Source organism: Haliea sp. E1-2-M8 (genome assembly GCF_030649675.1).
Taxonomy (GTDB): Bacteria; Pseudomonadota; Gammaproteobacteria; order Pseudomonadales; family Halieaceae; genus Haliea.
This window is the reverse complement of record NZ_JAUTDR010000013.1, coordinates 63,292-83,389: the sequence shown is the minus strand read 5'-3', so window position 1 is coordinate 83,389 and position 20,098 is coordinate 63,292. Positions and strand designations below refer to the sequence as shown.

Annotated in this window: 19 protein-coding genes; all 19 read left to right on the top strand. The window is 65.0% G+C overall.

The features are described 5' to 3' along the window. The first annotated feature begins 203 nt into the window (after positions 1-203). The gene (locus tag Q6D67_RS12620; protein WP_304705975.1) at positions 204-1,787 is read left to right on the top strand and encodes a FadD3 family acyl-CoA ligase; all 1,584 of its coding nucleotides are present in this window, start codon (positions 204-206) and stop codon (positions 1,785-1,787) included. Further along, on the top strand, positions 1,787-2,293 hold the full coding sequence (locus Q6D67_RS12615; RefSeq protein WP_304705974.1) for an Lrp/AsnC family transcriptional regulator: 507 nt from the start codon (positions 1,787-1,789) through the stop codon (positions 2,291-2,293). Before Q6D67_RS12620 ends, Q6D67_RS12615 begins: the two co-directional genes overlap by 1 nt. Further along, complete coding sequence (locus Q6D67_RS12610) at positions 2,290-2,760, top strand: Lrp/AsnC family transcriptional regulator (protein WP_304705973.1); 471 nt, start codon at positions 2,290-2,292, stop codon at positions 2,758-2,760. Before Q6D67_RS12615 ends, Q6D67_RS12610 begins: the two co-directional genes overlap by 4 nt. 11 nt (positions 2,761-2,771) lie before the next feature. Next, a complete protein-coding gene (locus Q6D67_RS12605) occupies positions 2,772-3,644 on the top strand; it encodes a CoA transferase subunit A (RefSeq protein WP_304705972.1) in 873 nt (290 codons plus the stop codon). Between the two features lie 21 nt (positions 3,645-3,665). Beyond that, the gene (locus tag Q6D67_RS12600) at positions 3,666-4,469 is read left to right on the top strand and encodes a CoA-transferase subunit beta (protein ID WP_304705971.1); all 804 of its coding nucleotides are present in this window, start codon (positions 3,666-3,668) and stop codon (positions 4,467-4,469) included. A gap of 10 nt (positions 4,470-4,479) precedes the next feature. Then, complete coding sequence (locus Q6D67_RS12595) at positions 4,480-5,565, top strand: nitronate monooxygenase family protein (protein WP_304705970.1); 1,086 nt, start codon at positions 4,480-4,482, stop codon at positions 5,563-5,565. 1 nt (position 5,566) lies between these two features. Then, entirely contained in the window at positions 5,567-6,319 is a 753-nt protein-coding gene (locus Q6D67_RS12590) for an enoyl-CoA hydratase family protein (RefSeq protein ID WP_304705969.1), read from the top strand. Positions 6,320-6,334: 15 nt separating this feature from the next. Continuing rightward, positions 6,335-7,498 carry an acyl-CoA dehydrogenase family protein gene (locus Q6D67_RS12585; RefSeq protein WP_304705968.1) on the top strand — a complete coding sequence of 388 codons (1,164 nt, stop codon included), beginning with the start codon at positions 6,335-6,337 and terminating at the stop codon, positions 7,496-7,498. Between the two features lie 2 nt (positions 7,499-7,500). Continuing rightward, positions 7,501-8,547 (top strand): acyl-CoA dehydrogenase family protein, encoded by a 1,047-nt coding sequence (locus tag Q6D67_RS12580; protein WP_304705967.1) that lies wholly within the window; start codon positions 7,501-7,503, stop codon positions 8,545-8,547. A 21-nt stretch (positions 8,548-8,568) separates the two neighbouring features. After that, positions 8,569-9,717 carry an acetyl-CoA C-acetyltransferase gene (locus Q6D67_RS12575; RefSeq protein WP_304705966.1) on the top strand — a complete coding sequence of 383 codons (1,149 nt, stop codon included), beginning with the start codon at positions 8,569-8,571 and terminating at the stop codon, positions 9,715-9,717. A gap of 362 nt (positions 9,718-10,079) precedes the next feature. Further along, positions 10,080-10,967 (top strand): SDR family oxidoreductase, encoded by an 888-nt coding sequence (locus Q6D67_RS12570; RefSeq protein WP_304705965.1) that lies wholly within the window; start codon positions 10,080-10,082, stop codon positions 10,965-10,967. A 10-nt stretch (positions 10,968-10,977) separates the two neighbouring features. Next, on the top strand, positions 10,978-12,144 hold the full coding sequence (locus tag Q6D67_RS12565; RefSeq protein WP_304705964.1) for an acyl-CoA dehydrogenase family protein: 1,167 nt from the start codon (positions 10,978-10,980) through the stop codon (positions 12,142-12,144). Continuing rightward, positions 12,141-13,331 carry an acyl-CoA dehydrogenase family protein gene (locus Q6D67_RS12560; RefSeq protein ID WP_304705963.1) on the top strand — a complete coding sequence of 397 codons (1,191 nt, stop codon included), beginning with the start codon at positions 12,141-12,143 and terminating at the stop codon, positions 13,329-13,331. Before Q6D67_RS12565 ends, Q6D67_RS12560 begins: the two co-directional genes overlap by 4 nt. A 12-nt stretch (positions 13,332-13,343) precedes the next feature. After that, positions 13,344-14,135 (top strand): SDR family oxidoreductase, encoded by a 792-nt coding sequence (locus Q6D67_RS12555; RefSeq protein ID WP_304705962.1) that lies wholly within the window; start codon positions 13,344-13,346, stop codon positions 14,133-14,135. 496 nt (positions 14,136-14,631) lie between these two features. After that, positions 14,632-15,834: an acetyl-CoA C-acyltransferase gene (locus Q6D67_RS12550; protein ID WP_304705961.1), complete on the top strand. Its 1,203-nt coding sequence runs from the start codon at positions 14,632-14,634 to the stop codon at positions 15,832-15,834. 86 nt (positions 15,835-15,920) lie between these two features. Continuing rightward, entirely contained in the window at positions 15,921-16,574 is a 654-nt protein-coding gene (locus Q6D67_RS12545; protein WP_304705960.1) for a CmcI family methyltransferase, read from the top strand. Between the two features lie 16 nt (positions 16,575-16,590). Further along, complete coding sequence (locus Q6D67_RS12540) at positions 16,591-18,291, top strand: GspE/PulE family protein (protein WP_304705959.1); 1,701 nt, start codon at positions 16,591-16,593, stop codon at positions 18,289-18,291. Between the two features lie 52 nt (positions 18,292-18,343). Continuing rightward, on the top strand, positions 18,344-19,597 hold the full coding sequence (locus Q6D67_RS12535) for a type II secretion system F family protein (protein ID WP_304705958.1): 1,254 nt from the start codon (positions 18,344-18,346) through the stop codon (positions 19,595-19,597). A gap of 39 nt (positions 19,598-19,636) precedes the next feature. Then, a complete protein-coding gene (gene gspG / locus Q6D67_RS12530) occupies positions 19,637-20,065 on the top strand; it encodes a type II secretion system major pseudopilin GspG (protein WP_304705957.1) in 429 nt (142 codons plus the stop codon). Positions 20,066-20,098 lie beyond the last annotated feature (33 nt).

The following is a 20,098-nucleotide window of genomic DNA, read 5'->3' as shown; positions in this document are numbered from 1 at the left end:
GCGGGCGAAACCATCGCGTGGAGACCGCGCTCCTACAGAGAAGCACTGTGGGAGCCCGCTCTGCGGGGCGATCGCGCGCGGAGCGCGCTCCTACCTTATTTCGTTTTCGTAGTGATAAGGCCGATTATTTACGAATTACGGTTGTTATTCCCGGGTTCACTGACTACCATGCAGGTCAATGATCAGTTATTGCGCCTGCAGCCATGTCCGACACTGAATCGCCACAGCGTACCCTGCCCCAAGTAGTCGCCGCCACTGCGGCGGCGCTACCCGGGCACATCGCCATGATCGACGGCGATATCACCCTTACCTACACCGAACTGGACGCAGCCCGCGTCGAGGCGGCGCGCGCGTTTCTGGCGGCTGGCCTCAAACAGGGCGACCGCATTGCCATCTGGGCCCCCAATATCTGGCAATGGGTGGTCGCCGCAATAGGCGCGCAGAGCATCGGCGGCGTGCTGGTGCCCCTGAATACCCGGCTCAAGGGTGCCGAAGCCGGCTTCATCCTGCGCCGCAGCGGCGCCCGCTGGCTGTTTACCGTCGGCGAATTCCTGGGTATGCGCTACCCACAGATGGTGCAGGACGAGGATCTGCCGGCTCTGGAGGAGATTGTCCTGTTTGAGGGCGAAGCCCCGGGTGCCCGTTCCTGGGCTGACTTTGTGGCAGGTGGCGCCCGGGTGAGCGCGGCGCAGGTCCAGGCCCGTTCCGATCAGCTCACCCCTGCCGATACGCTGGATATCCTGTTCACCTCGGGTACCACCGGCCAGCCCAAGGGCGTGGTCACCAGTCACGGCCAGAATATCCGCGCCTTCGAGACCTGGAGCGCCACGGTGGGCCTGACCGGGCAGGACAACTACCTGATTATAAACCCGTTTTTCCACTCCTTTGGCTACAAGGCCGGGTGGCTGGCGGCGATTATCCGCGGCGCGCGCATGTTGCCGGTGAAGCAGTTCGATCTCGATGCGGTACTGGCCCAGATCCACCGCGAGCGGGTATCGGTGATTCCCGGCCCGCCGACCATTTACCAATCCATGCTGACCCACCCCAACCGCAAGGACTACGACCTCTCCAGCCTGCGTCTCGCCGTGACCGGCGCCGCGCCGGTGCCGGTGTCCCTGATCGAGAAGATGCACGGTGAGCTGGGCTTCAAGGTGGTGGTGACCGCCTACGGGCTCACCGAGTCCTGCGGCGTGATTTCCATCTGCCGCCCGGAGGACAGCGCCGAGCGCATCTCCCACAGCTCGGGCCGCGCCATGGCCGGGGTGGAGATGAAGTGCGTGGACGCGGATGGCAACACTGTCCCCGCCGGCACTGAGGGTGAGATCTGGTGTCGCGGCTACAATGTCATGCAGGGCTATCTGGACGACCCGGCGGAAACCGCCCGCACCATTACCGCGGACGGCTGGCTGCAGACCGGGGACGTGGGGGTGATGGACGAGGACGGCTATGTCCGCATCACCGACCGGATCAAGGACATGTTCATCGTCGGCGGCTTCAATTGCTACCCGGCGGAAATCGAGAACAGCCTGCACAGCATGCCCGGCGTGGCGCGGGCGGCGGTGATCGGGGTGCCGGACCAGCGCCTGGGCGAAGTCGCCTGCGCCTGGATCGTGCCTGAGCCTGACAAGGAGTTGGACGAACAGGCAGTGATTACCTGGTCGCGGGAGCACATGGCCAACTACAAGGTTCCCCGGCAGGTGCGCTTTGTAAGCGAGCTGCCGATGAACGCCGGCGGCAAGGTGCTGAAAAACGAGCTGCGCCAGCGCGCGGCGGCGGAGCGCGGCTAGTGGCCCTGAGCTCTCAGCGCCAGACCGGTGCCGCCCAGATCGAACTGGACGACACCGACCACCGCATCATTGCCCTGCTGCGGGCTGACGGTCGGCTGCCCTACCGCTCCATCGCGCGGGAACTGGGCCTGACCGAGGCCACGGTCCGCGCCCGGGTGCGCCGGCTGGAGGACTCCCGCACCATGCGCGTGGTGGCGGTGACGGATATCGAGGCCGCGGGCTACGGCATGCTGCTGGCCATCGGTGTGCAGGTGGAAAACCGCTCGCCGGAGGACGTGGCCCGGGAGCTGGCGACCATTCCCGAGGTGTTCTCGGTGAACGTGGTGGTGGGCGCCCAGGATCTGGAGATCCTGATGGTGGCGGAGGACCAGGCCGCCCTGCACCGGCTGCTGCAGCAGCGTATCGCCAACATGGCCGGGGTGCGGCGGCTGACGCCGTCGCTGGCAGTCAATGTGCTGAAGAACCAGCCGGACTGGGTACCGTTCCACGACGCGGAGTCACCGTGAGCAACGGACGCAAGCTGGACGAGATGGACCGCCAGATCGTGGCGCGGCTGTCCCGGGACGCACGCATCAGCAACCGCCAGATCGCGTCCGAGCTCGGTGTGACTGAAGGCACGGTACGCGCCCGGGTCAAGCGCATGGAAGCGGAGAAACAGATTCGCATTACCGCGATCACCAATATCGACCGGTTTCGCAACGGCGCCCTGGCCTGGATCTGGATCGAGGTCGAGCGCAGCCATCAGGTGCAGGAAGTGGCGCGGACCCTGGCGGCAATCACCGAGCTGGGTTTTGTCGGCGAAATGCTGGGTCGCTCGGACATCCTCGCCATCACCATGGTGCGCAGCAACGAGCACCTGGCGGAGTTCGTGCACCAGCGCATCAGCGGCATCCCCGGCGTGCGCCGTACGGAGAGCACTCTGGGAGTCAATTTTGTCAAACACGATTACCGCATGGCGCGGATCGTCAGCTGAAGGAAGGCAACATGGATAAACGGCTCAGTGCCCGCGACGCGGTGGCACAAATCGAAGACGGCATGACCATCGGCATTGGTGGTTGGGGCCCCCGGCGCAAGCCCATGGCACTGGTGCGGGAGATCCTGCGCTCGGACCTGAAGGACCTGACCGTGGTCGCCTACGGCGGCGCCGATGTCGGCATGCTGTGTGCGGCCGGCAAGGTGAAAAAGCTGGTGTTCGCCTTTGTGTCCCTGGATTTCATTCCGCTGGAACCCTATTTCCGCCAGGCCCGCCAGAGCGGCGCCATCGAGGTGATGGAGGTCGACGAGGGCATGATGTTGCTGGGGCTGCGTGCCGCGGCCTGGGGTTTGCCGTTCATTCCCACCGCAGTTGGCCTGGGCACCGACGTGCTGACCCACAACCCGGAGATCAAGCTGGTCGACAGCCCCTACGATGACAAGGAGTGGGTGGCCATGCCGGCGCTGAAGCTGGACGTGTCACTGTTGCACGTCGACCGGGCGGATTTCCGCGGCGTCTGCCAGATAGCCGGCCCCGACCACTACCTGGATGACTGGTTTGCCCGCGCCGCGATCACCACCATCGTCTCCTGTGACGAGCTGGTGGACAGCGAGTTCTTCCATGACCCGGCCCGCGCCCGGGAAGTGTTCTGGGAGCGCGCCGCGACCAGCGCCGTGGTGGAGATTCCGGGCGGTGCCCACCCCAGCTCCTGCAATCCCCTGTACGGCTTCGACGTGGCGCACTTCAAGGCCTATGCCGCTTCGGTGAAGGACGGCGGCATTGCAGGCTACCTGCAGCAATACCTGGGGGCCGACGAAGCGGAGTACCAGCGCAACGTCGGCGGGCTCGACGCCATCAAGGCGCTCGAGCTGCCCACTTACTGATTGGCTAGGGAGAAACACTACATGTCTACAGCAGCAACCGACTACACCCTGGCCGAACTGTGCATCGTCGCCGCGGCCGAGGCCTTTCGCCACGACGGCGAGGTGCTGGCCACCGGTATCGGCGTGATTCCGCGCCTGGCCGCCAGCCTGGCGATGAAAACCTTCAACCCGGACCTGATGATGACGGACTCCGAGTCCTTCCTGCTCAGCGAGCCCAACCCCATCGGCAAGCGGCCGGCAGATTTCCACCAGGCCAATGAAACCTGGATGGGTTTTTCCCGCATCTTCGACAATGTCTGGAGCGGCAAGCGCCACGCCATGTTGGGCCCGACCCAGATCGACCGCTACGGCCAGACCAATACCTCGGCCCTGGGGGGCACCTATCGGCAGCCCAAGGTGATGATGCTGGGGGCCCGCGGCTTCCCCGGGAACTCCATTTCCCATGCCAACAGCTTCTTTGTACCGGGGCACAACAGCCGCGTCTTCATTGATGGCGAGTGCGACTACGTGTCCTCCATCGGCTACAACCCGGCACGGCTGCCGCGGGGTCGCTCGCTGGATGATGTGGATATCCGCCGCGTGGTCACCGACCTCTGTGTACTGGATTTCGGCGGCCCCGACCACCAGCTGCGCCTGCTGTCCCTGCACCCGGGTATCACCGCGGAGCAGGTACAGGAGAACACCGGCTTTGCGCTCAGCATTCCCGCCACGGTTCCGACCACGCCGGCGCCGACGCAGGATCAGCTGGCGATTATCGCCGCGCTGGACCCACACAACCAGCGCGCGGCCCAGATCGCCGACAACCCGCCGGGCAACCGCGGCTGAGGCTCATAAGATGTTAACGACACGACTCACGGAATTGCTTGGCTGCCGCTATCCCATCGTGCAGACGGCGATGGGCTGGGTGGCGGACCCGAACCTGGTGGCCGGCAGTTGCAACGCCGGCGCGTTCGGCTTCCTCGCCGGCGCCACCATCCCCCCGGCGGAGATGGAGCGCGATATCCTGCGGGTGAAGGAACTCACCGATAAACCCTTTGGCGTCAACTTCCATATGTACCAGCCCAACGCGGCGGATATCGTGGATATGGTGATCCGTCACGGGGTGAGAGCGGTGAGCTATTCCCGGTCACCGGGCCCGGACATGATTCGCAAGCTCAAGGACGCGGGTGTGGTCTGCATGCCCACCGTCGGCTTGCCCAAGCACGCCCTCAAGGCGGTGGAGCTGGGCGCGGATGCGGTCACCGTGCAGGGCGGGGAGGGTGGCGGCCATACCGGCGCGGTGCCCACTACCCTGCTGATCCCGCAGGTGATTGACGCGGTGGGTGAGAAGATACCCGTAGTGGCCGCCGGTGGCTTCAAGGACGGCCGCGGCCTGGTGGCCGCGATGGCCTGGGGCGCGGACGGCATCGCCATGGGCACCCGGTTCCTGCTGACCCGGGAATCCCCGGTGCCGGACGCGACCCTGCAGCGCTACCTGGACTGCAAGAACCCGGGAGAAATCATCGTCTCCCGGGCCATGGATGGCCTGCCCCAGCGCATGATCATGAACGAGCTGCTGGGCGAGCTGGAGCGTGCGGGCACCCTGCGCAAGCTGCTTATCGCCATTCGCAACGGCCTGGCTTTCCGCCAGCACACCGGCGCCAGCCTGGTCGGTCTGCTAAAGTCTGCATTCGCCATGACCCGCAGCGACGACATGACCGCGGCCCAGGCCATCATGTCCGCCAACGCGCCGATGATCATCCAGAAGGCCATGGTCGATGGTGAGCCTTCCCGGGGCGTGCTGCCCAGCGGCCAGGTGGCGGGCGTCATCGACAGCCTGCTGAGCTGCGAGGAGCTGGTGCGGGCCATCGTCGCGGAAGCCGAACAACGCCTGACTGCACTGGCGCAGCGGGCCAATCCAGGCACACAGGCAGGTAGCTGACATGAACAAACCCTTTAGCACCACCATCAGCGACGGCATCGCCGAGATGATCCTCAATCAGCCGCCGGTCAACGCCTTCAACAGCGCCGGCTGGTTTGCCATCGCCCGGGAAATCGACGAGCTGGGCGCAAACGACGAAGTGCGCGTCATTCTGATTGCCGCCGAGGGCAGGGGCTTCTGCGCCGGCGTGGACATCAAGGAGCTGGCCGCCGATCCCCAGTGCATCGTCGCGGTGAACAAGGGGAACTACGAGACCTTTCGCGCCATCCACCGCAACCCGAAGCCGGTGGTCATTGCCCTGCACGGTTTTGTCCTCGGTGGCGGTATCGGCATGGCCGGCGCGGCGGATGTGCTGTTGGCTTCCGACTGTGCCCGCTTCGGGGTGCCGGAGATCGACCGCGGCGCCATGGGCGGCGGCGCCCACCTGCAGCGCATGTTCCCGGTACAGAAGGTGCGCTACATGTACTTCACCGGCGAATTTATCGATGCCGCTGAAGCCTATCGTCTGGGTGCCATCGAGAAAGTGGTGCCCAGGGACGAACTGCTGCCGACGGCGCGCGGGATTGCCGCGAAGATCGCGGAGAAATCCCCGGCCATGGTGAAGCTGGCCAAGGAGGCCCTGAACGGTATTGAGGACGGCAATCTGGAAGACAAATACCGCTCCGAGCAGGGCTTTACCCTGGAAGCCTACACCATGGGCGACTCCCAGGAATCCCGCGACGCCTTCGTGCAGAAACGCGACGCCAAGTTTTAAGCGCAGGAATCATTGATGAATCTGTCCTACACCGAACAGCAGCAGGCCTTCCGCGAAGAAGTGCGCGCCTGGCTGGCGGAGCATGTTCCCGCCGAGCCGCTGCAGAGCTTTGACACCGCCGAAGGCTTCCGGCAGCACCGCGACTGGGAGGCGACCCTGAACCAGGGCCGCTGGGGCATGGTTACCTGGCCCGAGACACTCGGCGGCCGCGGCTGCGACCTGATCGAGTGGCTGATCTTCGAGGAGGAGTACTACCGCGCTCGCGCGCCCCTGCGGGTCAACCAGAACGGTATTTTCCTGCTCGGCCCCACCCTGATGGAGTATGGCACCGACGAGCAAAAGGAGCGATTCCTGCCGGCGATGGCCGAGGGCCGCGACATCTGGGCCCAGGGCTGGTCCGAGCCCGGTGCCGGTTCCGACATGGCGGCGATCCGCTCCAGCGCCCGCCGCGAGGGCGACAAGTACATCATCAATGGCCAGAAGACCTGGTCCACCCGCGCGGTGTGGGCGGACTGGCTGTTCGGCATGTTCCGCACCGACCCGGAGTCCGAGCGCCACCGCGGCCTCACCTTTATCCTGGTGCCGCTGCAAACCCCGGGCATCACCGTGCGCCCGATCCCGCAGCTGGACGGCCTGCCCGGTTTCGCCGAGATCTTCTTCGACAATGTGGAAGTGGATGTCAACAACCGCCTCGGTGACGAGGGTGCCGGCTGGGCCGTGGCCATGGCCACCGCCGGCTTCGAGCGCGGCCTGATGCTGCGTTCACCCGCGCGCTTCCAGGAAACCGCCCGCCGGCTGGTGCAGCTGTATCTGGAGAACGAGGCCACCGCGAGCCAGGATCCCGCCATCAAGGAGGCGGTGATCCGCGCCTGGCTGGATGCGGAGAGCTATTGCCTGAGTACCTACCAGACTGCCTGCCGCCTGAGCCAGGGCGGCAAGATCGGCGCCGAGTCCTCCACCAACAAGATCTTCTGGTCGGAGCTGGACCAGAACATGCACGCCACTGCCATGAGCATTCTCGGTGCCCGGGCCGAATTGCTGTCCCACGCGCCCGCGGCGCAGGGTGTGGGCAAGTGGCTGGACGGCTGGCTGTTCTCCCAGTCCGGCCCCATCTACGCCGGCACCAACGAGATCCAGCGGAACATCATTGCAGAACGCATGCTGGGCATGCCGAGGTAACCATGGACTTTACATTCAGCGAAGACCAGCTCCTGTTCCAGGACTCCGTGCGCGATTTTTTGGTCAACGAAATTACCCCCGAGCGCCTGCGCGCGGGCTGGGATACGGACAGCGGCCGCGAGCCGGCCCTGTGGCAGCAGCTGGCCGAGCTTGGCCTCACCGGCATGACGGTGCCCGAGGAGCACGATGGTCTGGGCATGACCGCCCTGGATTTTGTCCTGCTGGCGCAGGAGTGTGGCTATGTGGCCCTGCCGGAGTCGCTGGTGAACCACGCGCTGGTGGGCGTGCCCCTGCTGCGGGATATCGGTGGTGAGCTGGCCGCAAGCTGGCTGCCGCGGGCCGCGTCCGGTGAGGCCCGCATTGTCGTCGCCCTGGAACAGAATCTGCTGGCGGAGGACGCCCACGTCGCGGACCTGCTGCTGCTGGAACAGGGTGGCCAGTTGTACGCCCTGGAGCAGGGCCAGTTTGCCTGCGAACACAACCAGAGCATCGACCCCGGCCGGCGCCTGTTCACGGTGACTGTGAACGAGGGCGTGGCGCCAGTACTGACGGGCGAGCGGGCGGCGGAACTGCGCAGCGCCAGCCTGAACCGCGGTGCCCTGGGCTGTGCGGCCCAGGCCCTGGGCCTGGCCCAGCGCATGGTGGATCTCTCCGTGGCCTACACCACCGACCGCAAGCAGTTCGGCAAACCCATCGGCTCCTTCCAGGCGGTCAAGCATCACCTGGCCAATGTGGCGGTGAAACTGGAATATGCGAAAGCGCCTGTGTACCGCGCCGCCTATGCAGTGGCGGAGGACGCCACCTCTGCTGCAGGCCATGTGGCCCATGCCAAGCTGGCGGCCTGCGAGGCGGCGAACCTGGCGGCAAAAAACAGCATTCAGGTCCACGGCGCCATGGGTTACACCTGGGAAGTGGATCTGCATATTTTCATGAAGAAAGCCTGGGCCCTGGCCAACACCTGGGGCGATGCCGGCTTCCACAAGCAACAGGTCGCGCAGGCGATTTTTGCCGAGGACGCCGTCCTCGGCGCCGGCGCCACCTTTCAGTAATCCAGACAAGGAACCAGAACCATGGCAGATGCCTATATCGTAGATGCAGTGCGCAGCCCCACCGGCCGGCGCAAGGGCGGCCTGGCCGGCATCCACGGCGCCGACCTCGGCGCCCACGTATTGAAGACCCTGGTGGAACGCAACGGCATTCCCGACGGTGACTATGACGATGTGATCTTCGGCTGCGTCGATACCATCGGCCCCCTGGCCGGCGACATCGCCCGCACCGCCTGGCTGGCGGCGGGCCTCGACGAAGCCGTGCCCGGCACTACTGTGGACCGCCAGTGCGGCTCCTCCCAGCAGGCCGTGCACTTTGCGGCCCAGGCGATCATGGCGGGCGTCAACGACGTGGTCATCGCCGGCGGCGTGCAGACCATGACCCAGATACCGATTTCCTCGGCCATGCTGGCGGCGCAGCCAATGGGCTTCAGCGACCCCTTCTCGGGTAGCGAAGGCTGGGTCAAGCGCTACGGCAACGTGCCCGTGTCCCAGTTCAACTCCGCGCAGATGATCGCCGACAAGTGGGGCTTCTCCCGGCAGGACATGGAAGCCTTCGCCCTGGAATCCCACAGCCGCGCCCTGCGCGCAATTGACGAGGGCCGCTTCAGCCGCGAAATCGCACCGCTGGCCGGCGTGGCAATGGACGAAACCCCGCGCCAGACCACCATGGAAAAAATGGCGGAACTGCAGCCGCTGCAGGAAGGCGGCAGTATCACCGCGGCCGTCTCCAGCCAGACCTGTGACGCCTCCTCCGCGATGCTGATCGTCTCCGAGGCCGCATTGAAGCGCTACAAGCTCACCCCTCGCGCCCGCATCGCCCACATGAGCGTGCGCGCTGCCGACCCGATCTGGATGCTGACCGCGCCCATCCCCGCCACCGAGTACGCATTGAAGCGCGCGGGCATGACCCTGGCGGATATCGACCTGGTGGAAATCAACGAAGCCTTCGCCTCCGTGGCCATGGCCTGGCTGGCGGACACCGGCTACGACCACGCCCGCACCAACGTCAACGGCGGTGCCATCGCCCTGGGCCACCCCTTGGGTGCTACGGGCACGAAGTTGATGACGACCTTGTTGCATGAGCTGGAGCGGACGGGGGGGCGGTATGGGTTGCAGACCATGTGTGAGGGAGGTGGGCAGGCTAACGTCACCATCATTGAGCGGTTGTAGCCTTCGGTAGCTTGCAGGTACTCCGTAGCTCGGCGCATCGCCCTGCTGGGGCCTGCCGGGACACGCCGTGAACCCGTCCATGGGGGCTTGTGTTCGACATCCATGTCTCACACAGTCCCGGCAGGCCCCACCAGGGCAATCCGCCTTGATCTGTGCCGGACTGCTAGATGGCACCGAAGGTAGCAGCGCAGGGGAGGGGCAGAGGGTTCCGGGACCGTTGAGCGCATGGATGCGCGATACGAGCCTACATGGACGTATTTACGGCGTGTCCCGGAACCCTCTGCCGCTCACCTGTGCAGCGGATCTCACACCGCCTGACCACTTAGAATGAACTCGACGAATAGACAGACAGGAAGAACGCAATGAGCAGAACATGTGAAGGACGAATAGTGATCATCACCGGCGCCGGCGGCGGCCTCGGCGCGGCGCACGCGCGGGTGCTGGCGAGCGAAGGTGCCAAGGTGGTTGTCAACGACATCAACGAGCCCGCCGCCCAGGCGGTGGTGGATGAGATCACCGCCGCGGGCGGTGAGGCGGTGGTGAACACATCGGACATCACCAACTACGACGACAGCCTGAATGCCGTGAAGCAGGCCATCGACACGTTCGGTGACTTGCACGCGGTGGTCAACAACGCCGGCATCAATCGCGATCGCATGTTTGCGTCCATGACCGAGTCGGACTGGGACGCGATCATGGCGGTGCATCTGAAGGGGCATTTCTGTATCAGCTCCCACGCGGTGCACTACTGGCGCGGGCTGTCGAAGGAGGGCAGGGCGGTGGATGCGCGAATTATCAATACCAGCTCCGGTGCCGGGCTGCAGGGCTCGGTGGGACAGTCGAACTATGCGGCGGCGAAGGCGGGTATTGCGGCGCTGACGCTGACCCAGGCCGCGGAGCTGGGCCGTTACGGGATTACCGTCAATGGGCTGGTACCGGTGGCGCGCACGGGGATGACTACCGCGGTGGAAGCCATGGCCCAGCGCATGGCGAAGCCGGAGGATGGCAGCTTCGATTATTTTGCGCCGGAGAATGTCTCCTCGCTGGTGGCCTGGCTGGTGTCGCCGCTGTCGGCGCATGTGACCGGGCGTCTGTTCGAGGCCGAGGGCGGCAAGGTCGCCATCGCCGATGGCTGGCGCTCGACCGAGCCGGTGGACAAGGGCGAGCGCTGGGATCCGGCGGAGCTGACGGATGCGGTTGCGCAGTTGCTGGCCCGGGAAGTGCCGGCGCAAAAAGTGTTCGGCAGCTGAGGCAGGGCCCATGGAATTTCGCTTTACCGAAGAACAGCAGATGATCCGCGACACAGCGGGGGCCTTCCTCGCGGAGGTCTCCACCGCTGCCGCGGTACGCGCGGCCATGGCCACCGAGCGCGGCTATGACGAGGCCCTGTGGCGGCAGATCAGCGAGGAAATGATGTGGCCGGCCCTGCACATCCCCGAAGCCTACGGCGGCCTCGGGCTGGGCTTTGTGGAGCTGGCCGCCATGCAGGAACAGATGGGCCGGGTGCTGCTGTGCGCGCCGTTCCTGGCCACGGTCGGCCTGGGCGTCAATGCCCTGCTGGTGGCTGGCACTGAAGCGCAGAAGCAGCAGTACCTGGCGGCGATCGCCACGGGCAGCACCGCGACCCTGGCCTTTATGGCCCCGGGCAGTCGCCCGGATGCCCACGCGGTGCAGGCTACCTGGGCAGCGGATGGCGACGGCGGTGTGCTCAATGGCGAGTACCGTTATGTGCTCGACGGCCACACTGCTGAGACCCTGATTGTCGCCGCGCGTGAGGCGGGCAGCGACGGTGAGGAGGGCATCAGCCTGTTCGTCCTGCCCGCGGATACTGCCGGGGTCAGCCGCGAGTGGTTGCCCACCATGGACCAGACCCGCAAGCAGGCCAGCATCACCCTGCGAGATGTGAAGCTCGGCGCCGACGCCCTGATGGGGGAGGCCGGCTGCGCCTGGCCGGCGCTGGCGAAGATCCTGGATCTGGCCACCGTGGCGGTGGCCGCCGAGCAGGTAGGCGTCGCCCAGCAGGCCCTGGACAGTTCCGTGGCCTATACCATGGAGCGGGTGCAGTTCGGCCGCACTATCGCCTCCTACCAGGCCATCAAGCACAAGGCCGCGGACATGATGCTGAAAGTCGAGGCCGCGCGGTCCGCCGCCTATTACGCCGCCTGCATCGCCGACGAGGCGCTGGCCGGAAACCCGCTGGGCGCGGGCCTGGCGGAAGCCGCCAGCATCGCCAAGGCCTACTGCTCCGACGCCGCGTTTTTCAATGCCGGCTGCGGCATCCAGCTGCACGGCGGCGTCGGCATTACTGCGGAGTACGATATTCAACTGTATTTCAAGCGCGCGAAGTCCACTGAGACTCTGCTGGGCGATGCCGCCTGGCACCGGGAGCGGCTCGCGCGCCAGTTACTGGATGGAGAGGCGGCATGAAGCTCAGTTTCAGCCCCGCAGACGAGCAGTTCCGGGAAGAAGTCACCAGCTGGCTGGCGGCCAATCTGGGCGGCGAATTCGAAGTTATCCGCGGCCGCGGCGGCCCGGGCGACGAGCACTCCTTTGTCGAGGAGCGCAAGGCCTGGGAGCGGAAGCTGGCCGAGGGCGGCTGGACCTGCGTCGGCTGGCCAAAGCAGTACGGCGGCCGCGGCGCCAGCATCGAGCAGCAGGTCATCTTCAATGAGGAGTACGCCCGCGCCGGCGGCCCCGGCCGCATGGGCCATATCGGCGAGACCCTCACCGGCCCGACCCTGATCGCCTTCGGCAGCGAAGCGCAGAAGGAACGCTACCTGCCCGGTATCCGTGCGGGCAAGGAATTCTGGTGCCAGGGCTATTCCGAGCCCTCCGCGGGTTCCGACCTGGCCAATGTGAAGACCAGGGCGCGCCTGGACGAGGCCAATGACCAGTGGTTGATCAATGGCCAGAAGGTGTGGACCTCCCTGGCCCATGAATCCCAGTATGTATTCGTGATTGCCCGCACCGACCCTGACTCGGTGGCGCACAAGGGCCTGGGCTTTTTCCTGCTGGCGATGGACCAGCCCGGGATCACCGTGCGCCCCATCGAACAGCTCACCGGCACCAGCGAGTTCAATGAAGTCTTTTTCGACGATGCGGTCTGCGCCGCCGACGACATCGTCGGCGCCCCCGGCGAAGGCTGGAAAGTGGCCATGGGCCTGCTCGGCTTCGAGCGCGGCGTCTCCACCCTGGGCCAGCAGATGCTGTTCCAGAACGAGTTCGACGAGATTATCAGGATCGCCAAAGCCAACGGTGCCGCCCGCGACCCGGCCCTGCGCCAGCGCATCGCCGACGCCCACGTCGGCCTGCGCATCCTGCGCTTCAACAGCATGCGCATGCTCTCCGGCGGCGGTGACGATGGCAGCCTGCAGAAGGAGGCCATGATCTACAAGCTGTACTGGTCGACCTGGCACCGCAACCTGGGCAAGCTGGCCATGGACGTGCTCGGCGCCGAGAGCGAGATCATCGCTGCAGCGCCCTATGAACTGACCCGGCTGCAGTCCCTGTACCTGTTCACCCGCGCCGATACCATCTACGGCGGTACCAACCAGATCCAGCGCAACATCATCGCCGAGCGTGCGCTGGGCATGCCCCGCGAACCGCGCGGTTAGAGGAGAATTCGAATGGCACTGAAAGAACCACCACCCTACGTCGCCGGCCACAACCTGCTGGCCGGCAAGTCCGTCCTCATCACCGCCGCTGCCGGCGCCGGCATCGGCTTTGCCGCCGCCACCCGCGCCGCGGAAGAGGGCGCCCGCGCGGTGATGATCAGCGACATCCACGAGGGCCGCCTGGCCAAGGCCGTGGAGCAGCTCAAGGCCGATACCGGGCTGGAGGCAATATATGGCAAGCTGGCCAACGTCACCGTGGAAGCAGAAGTGCAGGCGCTGATCGACGAGGCCGAGGAAAAAATGGATGGTGTTGACGTGCTGATCAACAACGCCGGCCTCGGCGGCACCAAACTGCTGGTGGACATGACCGACGAGGAGTGGAGCCGCGTGCTCGACATCACCCTCACCGGCACCATGCGCATGACCCGGGCCATGCTGCGCAAAATGCAGCCCCGCGGCGCCGGCGTGATCGTCAACAACGCCTCCGTCCTCGGCTGGCGCGCGCAGAAAGAACAGTGCCACTACGCCGCCGCCAAGGCCGGCGTCATGGCCCTGACCCGCTGCTCCGCCCTGGAAGCCGCCGACCACGGCGTGCGGATCAACGCCGTCTCCCCCTCTATTGCCTTTCACGAGTTCCTGAAGAAGACCACGCCGATGGAACTGCTGGAAGAGCTGGCGGCCAAGGAGGCCTTTGGGCGCGCGGCGGAAGTCTGGGAAGTCGCCAATGTTATGATGTTTTTGGCGTCGGACTATTCGGGCTACATGACCGGGGAGATCGTTTCCTGCTCCAGTCAGCGTTCGTAGCTTGGTCATTTCCCCCGGGATACTGTTGGCCAGGTGCAAGCGTTCCGGAAAACTGTGGGACGGTAGTTATGAGCCGGGGCCGCCATGGTCGGGCGGCATCGGGAACACGCCGTAAATACGTCCATGTAGGCTCGTATCGCGCATCCATGCGCTCAACGGTCCCCGATGCCGCCCGACCATGACAGCCCCTCCCTGCGTTGCCAGTTGCCGCCTTACAGTGGCACTTTTGATACAGTTCGCCCATGTTTTGCTTTGAAACGTGTCAAGGTTTTCGAGACATCGGCCCAAAGTGCGATGTTGGAGTCCAGCTCAGAACGAGGAGTCTACGCCGGGAGCCGCTTCCTGAAACTCTTGCTCGCATGGACGCGAGCAAGAAGCCCCCAGGGACGGGTTCACGGCGGGTTTCAGGGAGCGGATCGCGGCGTGGGCTCCGGCACTACAGGGCTACTCACTAGATAGCTTTGCTTTTGATCATCAGTTCAACCAGGAGACAACAATGAGAGACGCAGTCATCGTCAGCACCGCAAGAACCCCCATCGGTAAAGCCTTCCGCGGCGCCTTCAACGACACCGAGGCGCCCGCGCTGGGCGGCCATGCCGTGCGCGCCGCGGTGGCGCGTGCGGGGATTGATCCCGCCATGGTAGAGGATTGCATCATGGGCGCGGCCGCGCAGCAGGGCACGCAGGCCTACAACCTGGGGCGCCTGTGCGGGGTGGCGGGTGGTCTGCCCGACAGCACCGCCGGCATGACCATGGACCGCCAATGCTCCTCGGGGCTGATGACCATCGCCACCGCGGCCAAGTCCATCATGTGCAACGAGTACGACGTGGCGGTGGCGGGCGGCCTGGAGTCGATCTCGCTGGTGCAGACCAAGCACAAGAACAGCTACCGCAATGTCTCGCAGACGGTGCTGGATATCTCGCCGAAAGCCTATATCCAGATGATCGAGACCGCGGAGATTGTGGCGGAGCGCTACGGTGTCTCCCGCGAAGCCCAGGACGAGTACAGTTACCAGAGCCAGATGCGCACGGCGGCGGCACAGGAGGCCGGAGCCTTCGACGACGAGATCGTACCCATGGCCAGCCGCATGGCGGTATTCAACAAGGAGACCAAGGAGACCACGTATAAGGAAGTAACGCTGGAAAAGGACGAGGGCAATCGCCCGTCCACGACCCTGGAGGGCCTGCAGTCCCTGGAACCGGTGTTCAAGGATGGCCAGTTCGTCAAGGAAGGCCGCTTTATCACCGCCGGCAATGCCTCGCAGCTGTCCGATGGCGCCTCTGCCTGTGTGTTGATGGACGGTGCGCTGGCGGCGCAGCAGGGCCTGCAGCCGCTGGGTATCTACCGTGGTCTGGCGGTGGCGGGTTGCAGCCCCGACGAGATGGGGATCGGGCCGGTGTTCGCTATTCCCAAGCTGCTCAAGCGCCACGGCCTGAAGATCGACGACATCGGCCTGTGGGAGCTGAACGAGGCCTTTGCCTGCCAGGTGCTGTACTGCCGCGACCAGCTTGGCATCGACAACGACAGGCTGAACGTGAACGGTGGGGCCATTTCCATTGGCCACCCCTTCGGCATGAGCGGTGCGCGCATGGTCGGCCACGCCCTGATCGAGGGCAAGCGCCGCGGTGTGAAGTACGTGGTCATCACCATGTGCATCGGCGGCGGCATGGGTGCAGCGGGGCTGTTTGAGGTGGCCTGAACACCGGGCTGACCGCGTTCCCATCCGAGGCTGTCTCTCCAGTACTCCCCGCTGTTAGAATGGCGGCAGTCTGGAGGGTACCCGCAGTGTCATCAAGTCCTGTCAGTGATGTGTTCGATGCCTATCACCGCTGGTATTACGATACCGAGGTGTGGGAGACCGTGGAGTTCCTCGGCGTTCCCTGCCTGAAGTCGGTCGCCGACATGTGGAACTATCAGGAGATCCTCGCGGCTCTGAAGCCCGCACTGGTGGTGGAGTTCGGTACCCGCTTTGGCGGTGCGGCGCTGTACTTCAGTGTTATCGGCCGCGCCCTGAACCCCGACTTGCGCGTCATCAGTGTGGACATCACCCATGTGGACGTGGATCCAGTGGTTCGCACGCATCAGGGCATTCACCTGATGACCTGCTCTTCCACCGATCCCGGTATTGCAGCCCACCTTCTGGCCTACCGCAAGGCGATGCCGGGGCCGGCATTCTTTATCCTCGACTCGGATCACCGCAAGGCGCACGTGCTGGCGGAGATGGAGCTGCTGCGCGGGGTGACCCGCAGCGGCGATTACCTGGTGGTAGAGGACGGCAATATCAACGGCAACCCGGTACTGCCCGGCTGGGGCGAAGGTCCCTACGAGGCGGTAGCGGCATACCGGGAAAAGTATCCGCAGGATTACCAGCACGACCAGGCCCGCGAAGCGAAGTTCGGCTTCACCTTCGCCCCGGGCGGATTCCTGGTCAGGCAATGAGCGCAGGACAATGGTTATGAAACTCGGAGAGCTGCTGGTCAACCGCAACAAGGTCAGCTTGCGGGACATTGAGCGCGCGCTCATGGCCCAGCAGGAAATGGGCGGTTACATCGGCCAGGTGCTGGTGCAACTGGGCCTGGTGTCGGAACTGGATGTCGCCGAGGCCCTGAGTGAACAGCTTGGGTTGACGCTGGTTGCCGCGGCCGACTACCCGGAGGAGGCGCTGGAGATCAGGGGGCTGGCAACGGATTTCCTGTTCAACCGGCAGGTGGCGCCGTTGGCGCAAGCAGAGGATGTGCTCCGTTTCGCCGCTGTATTGCCTCAGGATCCGTTCATTCGCAAAGCCCTGCAGCTCGCGACCGGCTGCCAGGTAGAGCTGTGTCTCGGTCTGGAATCCGATATCAACGCTGCCCTGCAGCACTATCTGGGCAAGGAGGACGACGAAGAGGTTGGGCCCGGCGACCAGTACGCGGGCGATGAAGAGTTTATCGAACACCTGCGGGACCTGGCCAGTGAGGCACCCGTTATCCGCCTGGTCAACCAGATCATCCACCGCGCGCTGGATCTCGGCGCCTCCGATGTGCATGTGGAACCGTTCGAGGATGGCCTGCATTTGCGCTATCGCGTGGACGGTGTCATCCAGTTGGCGCAGGATCCGCCCCCCGCCAGCCTTGCCCCGGCCATCGCCTCGCGGATCAAGCTGCTGGCCAACCTGAACATTGCCGAGCGGCGCCTGCCGCAGGATGGGCGCATCATGACCCGGGTCAAGGGGCACGAGCTGGACCTGCGGGTCTCCACCATCCCGACCGTGCATGGCGAGAGCATCGTGATGCGGGTACTGGATCGCCAGAGTATACGCCAGAGTCTGGAGAGCATGGGCTTCAGCAAAGATACCCTGCAGCGGTACACTGACCTGCTGCACCGGCCCCACGGGGTTCTGCTGCTGACCGGGCCGACCGGCTCCGGCAAGACCACCACGCTGTATGCATCGCTGTCGACCCTGGACTCCACGACCCTGAAAATCATCACCGTGGAGGACCCGGTCGAGTACCAGCTGAACGGCGTCAACCAGATCCAGGTCCAGCCCCAGATCGAGCTGACCTTTGCCCGCGCCCTGCGCTCCATCCTGCGCCAGGATCCTGATATCATCATGATCGGCGAGATGCGTGATACCGAAACGGCGCAGATCGCCGTGCAGTCCGCGCTCACCGGTCATCTGGTACTGTCCACGCTACACACCAACACCGCCGCCGGTGCCATTACCCGGCTGGAGGACATGGGTATCGAGCGCTTCCTTATTACCTCCGCGGTCAATGGCGTACTCGCCCAGCGTCTGGTGCGCACGCTCTGCCGCCATTGTCGCCGGGAGGTAGAACTGACCCCGCGCGCCATTGAAAACGCCGGTTTGCGGCGCTGGCTCACTGACGGCCACAACTGTATTTATTCCGGCGAGGGCTGCGAGCACTGCAAGTTTACCGGCTATACCGGGCGTACCGCGATCCACGAGCTGTTTCTGCTCGACAGCGAGATGCACAAGGCCATTCTCTCGGGCGCGGACGCCACCACCCTGCACGCTGCCTCGCGCCAGCGTGGTATGCTGACGCTCTATGAAGACGGGCTGCGCAAGGTTGCGGCCGGCATCACCTCGCTCGAAGAGGTATTGCGGGTAACCCAGGACCAGAGCGAGGAAGTGGAATTGCTCGACCAGGTTTCCTGACCCGGTCGCGCCACCTTTCCACCCGTTCAGCTACCGGGGTCAACAGCCAGCCATGCCACAGTTCAGCTACAAGGCCGCACAGAAGGACGGCTCCATCACCCAGGGCTCCCTGGTTGCATTGAGCCAGGCGGCAGCGCTGCGCCAATTGCGCGGGCAGGGTCTGACCCCGGTCCGTCTGTGGCCGGTCGCCGGTGATGTGGTATCTATGCCCGCCGCCAGCGAAGCTGCGCCCGCGGCGCGCCCATCCTGGCTGCAGCGGAACGCGGCTGCGGTGGTCAGCCGCGACGAGGTGCTGGCGCTGACCTCGGAGCTGGCGGTACTACTGCGCGCGGGCCTGCCCATTGACCGCGCCCTCAAGGTGCAGATCGACATGAGCAGCAAGGAAGGTTATACCGGCCTGCTGCGACATTTGCTGGAGACGGTCAAGGGCGGCAAGCCCCTCAGCCACGGCCTGGAGAGGCGCCCCGAACTATTCGGCAATTTTTATGTCAACATGGTGCGCTCCGGGGAGGCCAGTGGCCAGCTGGGCACGGTGTTTGATCGTCTCGCCGAGTACCTGCACCGCTCCAAAGAGGTGCGCAGCACGGTGGTTTCGGCACTGATCTATCCCGCCATCCTCGCTGTGGTGGCTCTGCTGTCGCTGGCGGTTATGCTGGGGTTTGTTGTGCCCCAGTTCGAGGCGCTGTTTGCCGACATGGGCGACGGCTTGCCGGGTCTGACCCGCGCGGTGATCGCGCTGGGCGACGGAGTCAAGGCCTGGGGCTGGCTGATGCTGCTGCTGTCGATTGCGGCCTGGTACAGTGCTCGGGCCTGGCTCGCCAGGCCCGAGGGCAGCAGTTGGAAGGATCGCAAGATGCTGCGACTGCCCCTGCTCGGTGCGGTACTGTTCAAGTATGAACTGGCGCGCTTTGCCCGCACCCTGGGCACCCTGCTGGGCAATGGCGTATCCCTGTTGCAGGCAATCAACATTGCCCTGAGCACGGTGGAAAATTCGGTGGTCCGGGAGGCGCTGGCCATCCTGCCGCCAGCGGTCAAGGCGGGCCGCCGGATGTCGGATGCGCTGGCCGAGCCGGGCACCTTTACCCCCATGGTTATCCAGATGGTGCGGGTGGGGGAGGAGTCCGGGCGGCTGGATGAAATGATGCTGGAACTGGCGCGCGTGTACGAACGTGATGTCGAGTCGGGCATCAAGCGAGGTTTGACCGTACTGGAGCCCGTGCTGATCCTTGGCATGGGCGGGATGATTGCCGTGATTATCGTGTCCATTCTCATGGGCATCCTCTCGGTGAACGACCTGGCGATGTAAAAACCAATGAATGGCAACGAGCTGTTGCAGGAGTAGGCAATGTCAAAACTCTCGCGTCGACCCAGTCGCGGTTTTACCCTGGTCGAGTTGCTGGTAGTGCTGGCCATTCTGGCCATGCTCGCCGGCCTGGTCGGTCCGCAGGTACTCAATCAGCTGGGGGGGGCCAAGTCGAAGACCGCCACAGTGCAGATTCGCGATCTGGAACAGGCGCTGGAAATGTACAAGCTGGACGTCGGACGCTTCCCCTCCACGGAGCTGGGCCTGGAAGCCCTGGTACGCCAGCCCGGGGGAGTCAAGGGCTGGAACGGCCCCTATCTGCGTGGCTCCAGCGTGCCTCAGGATCCCTGGGGCAACGGTTACAACTACCGCCACCCAGGGCAGCACTCGGCCTACGACCTGGTGTCCTACGGCGCCGACGGGGCGCCCGGCGGAACGGGTGAGGATGTCGATGTTACCAATTGGGAATGATCGCTGAGACGCCGCTGCCGCCGTCTGGACCGC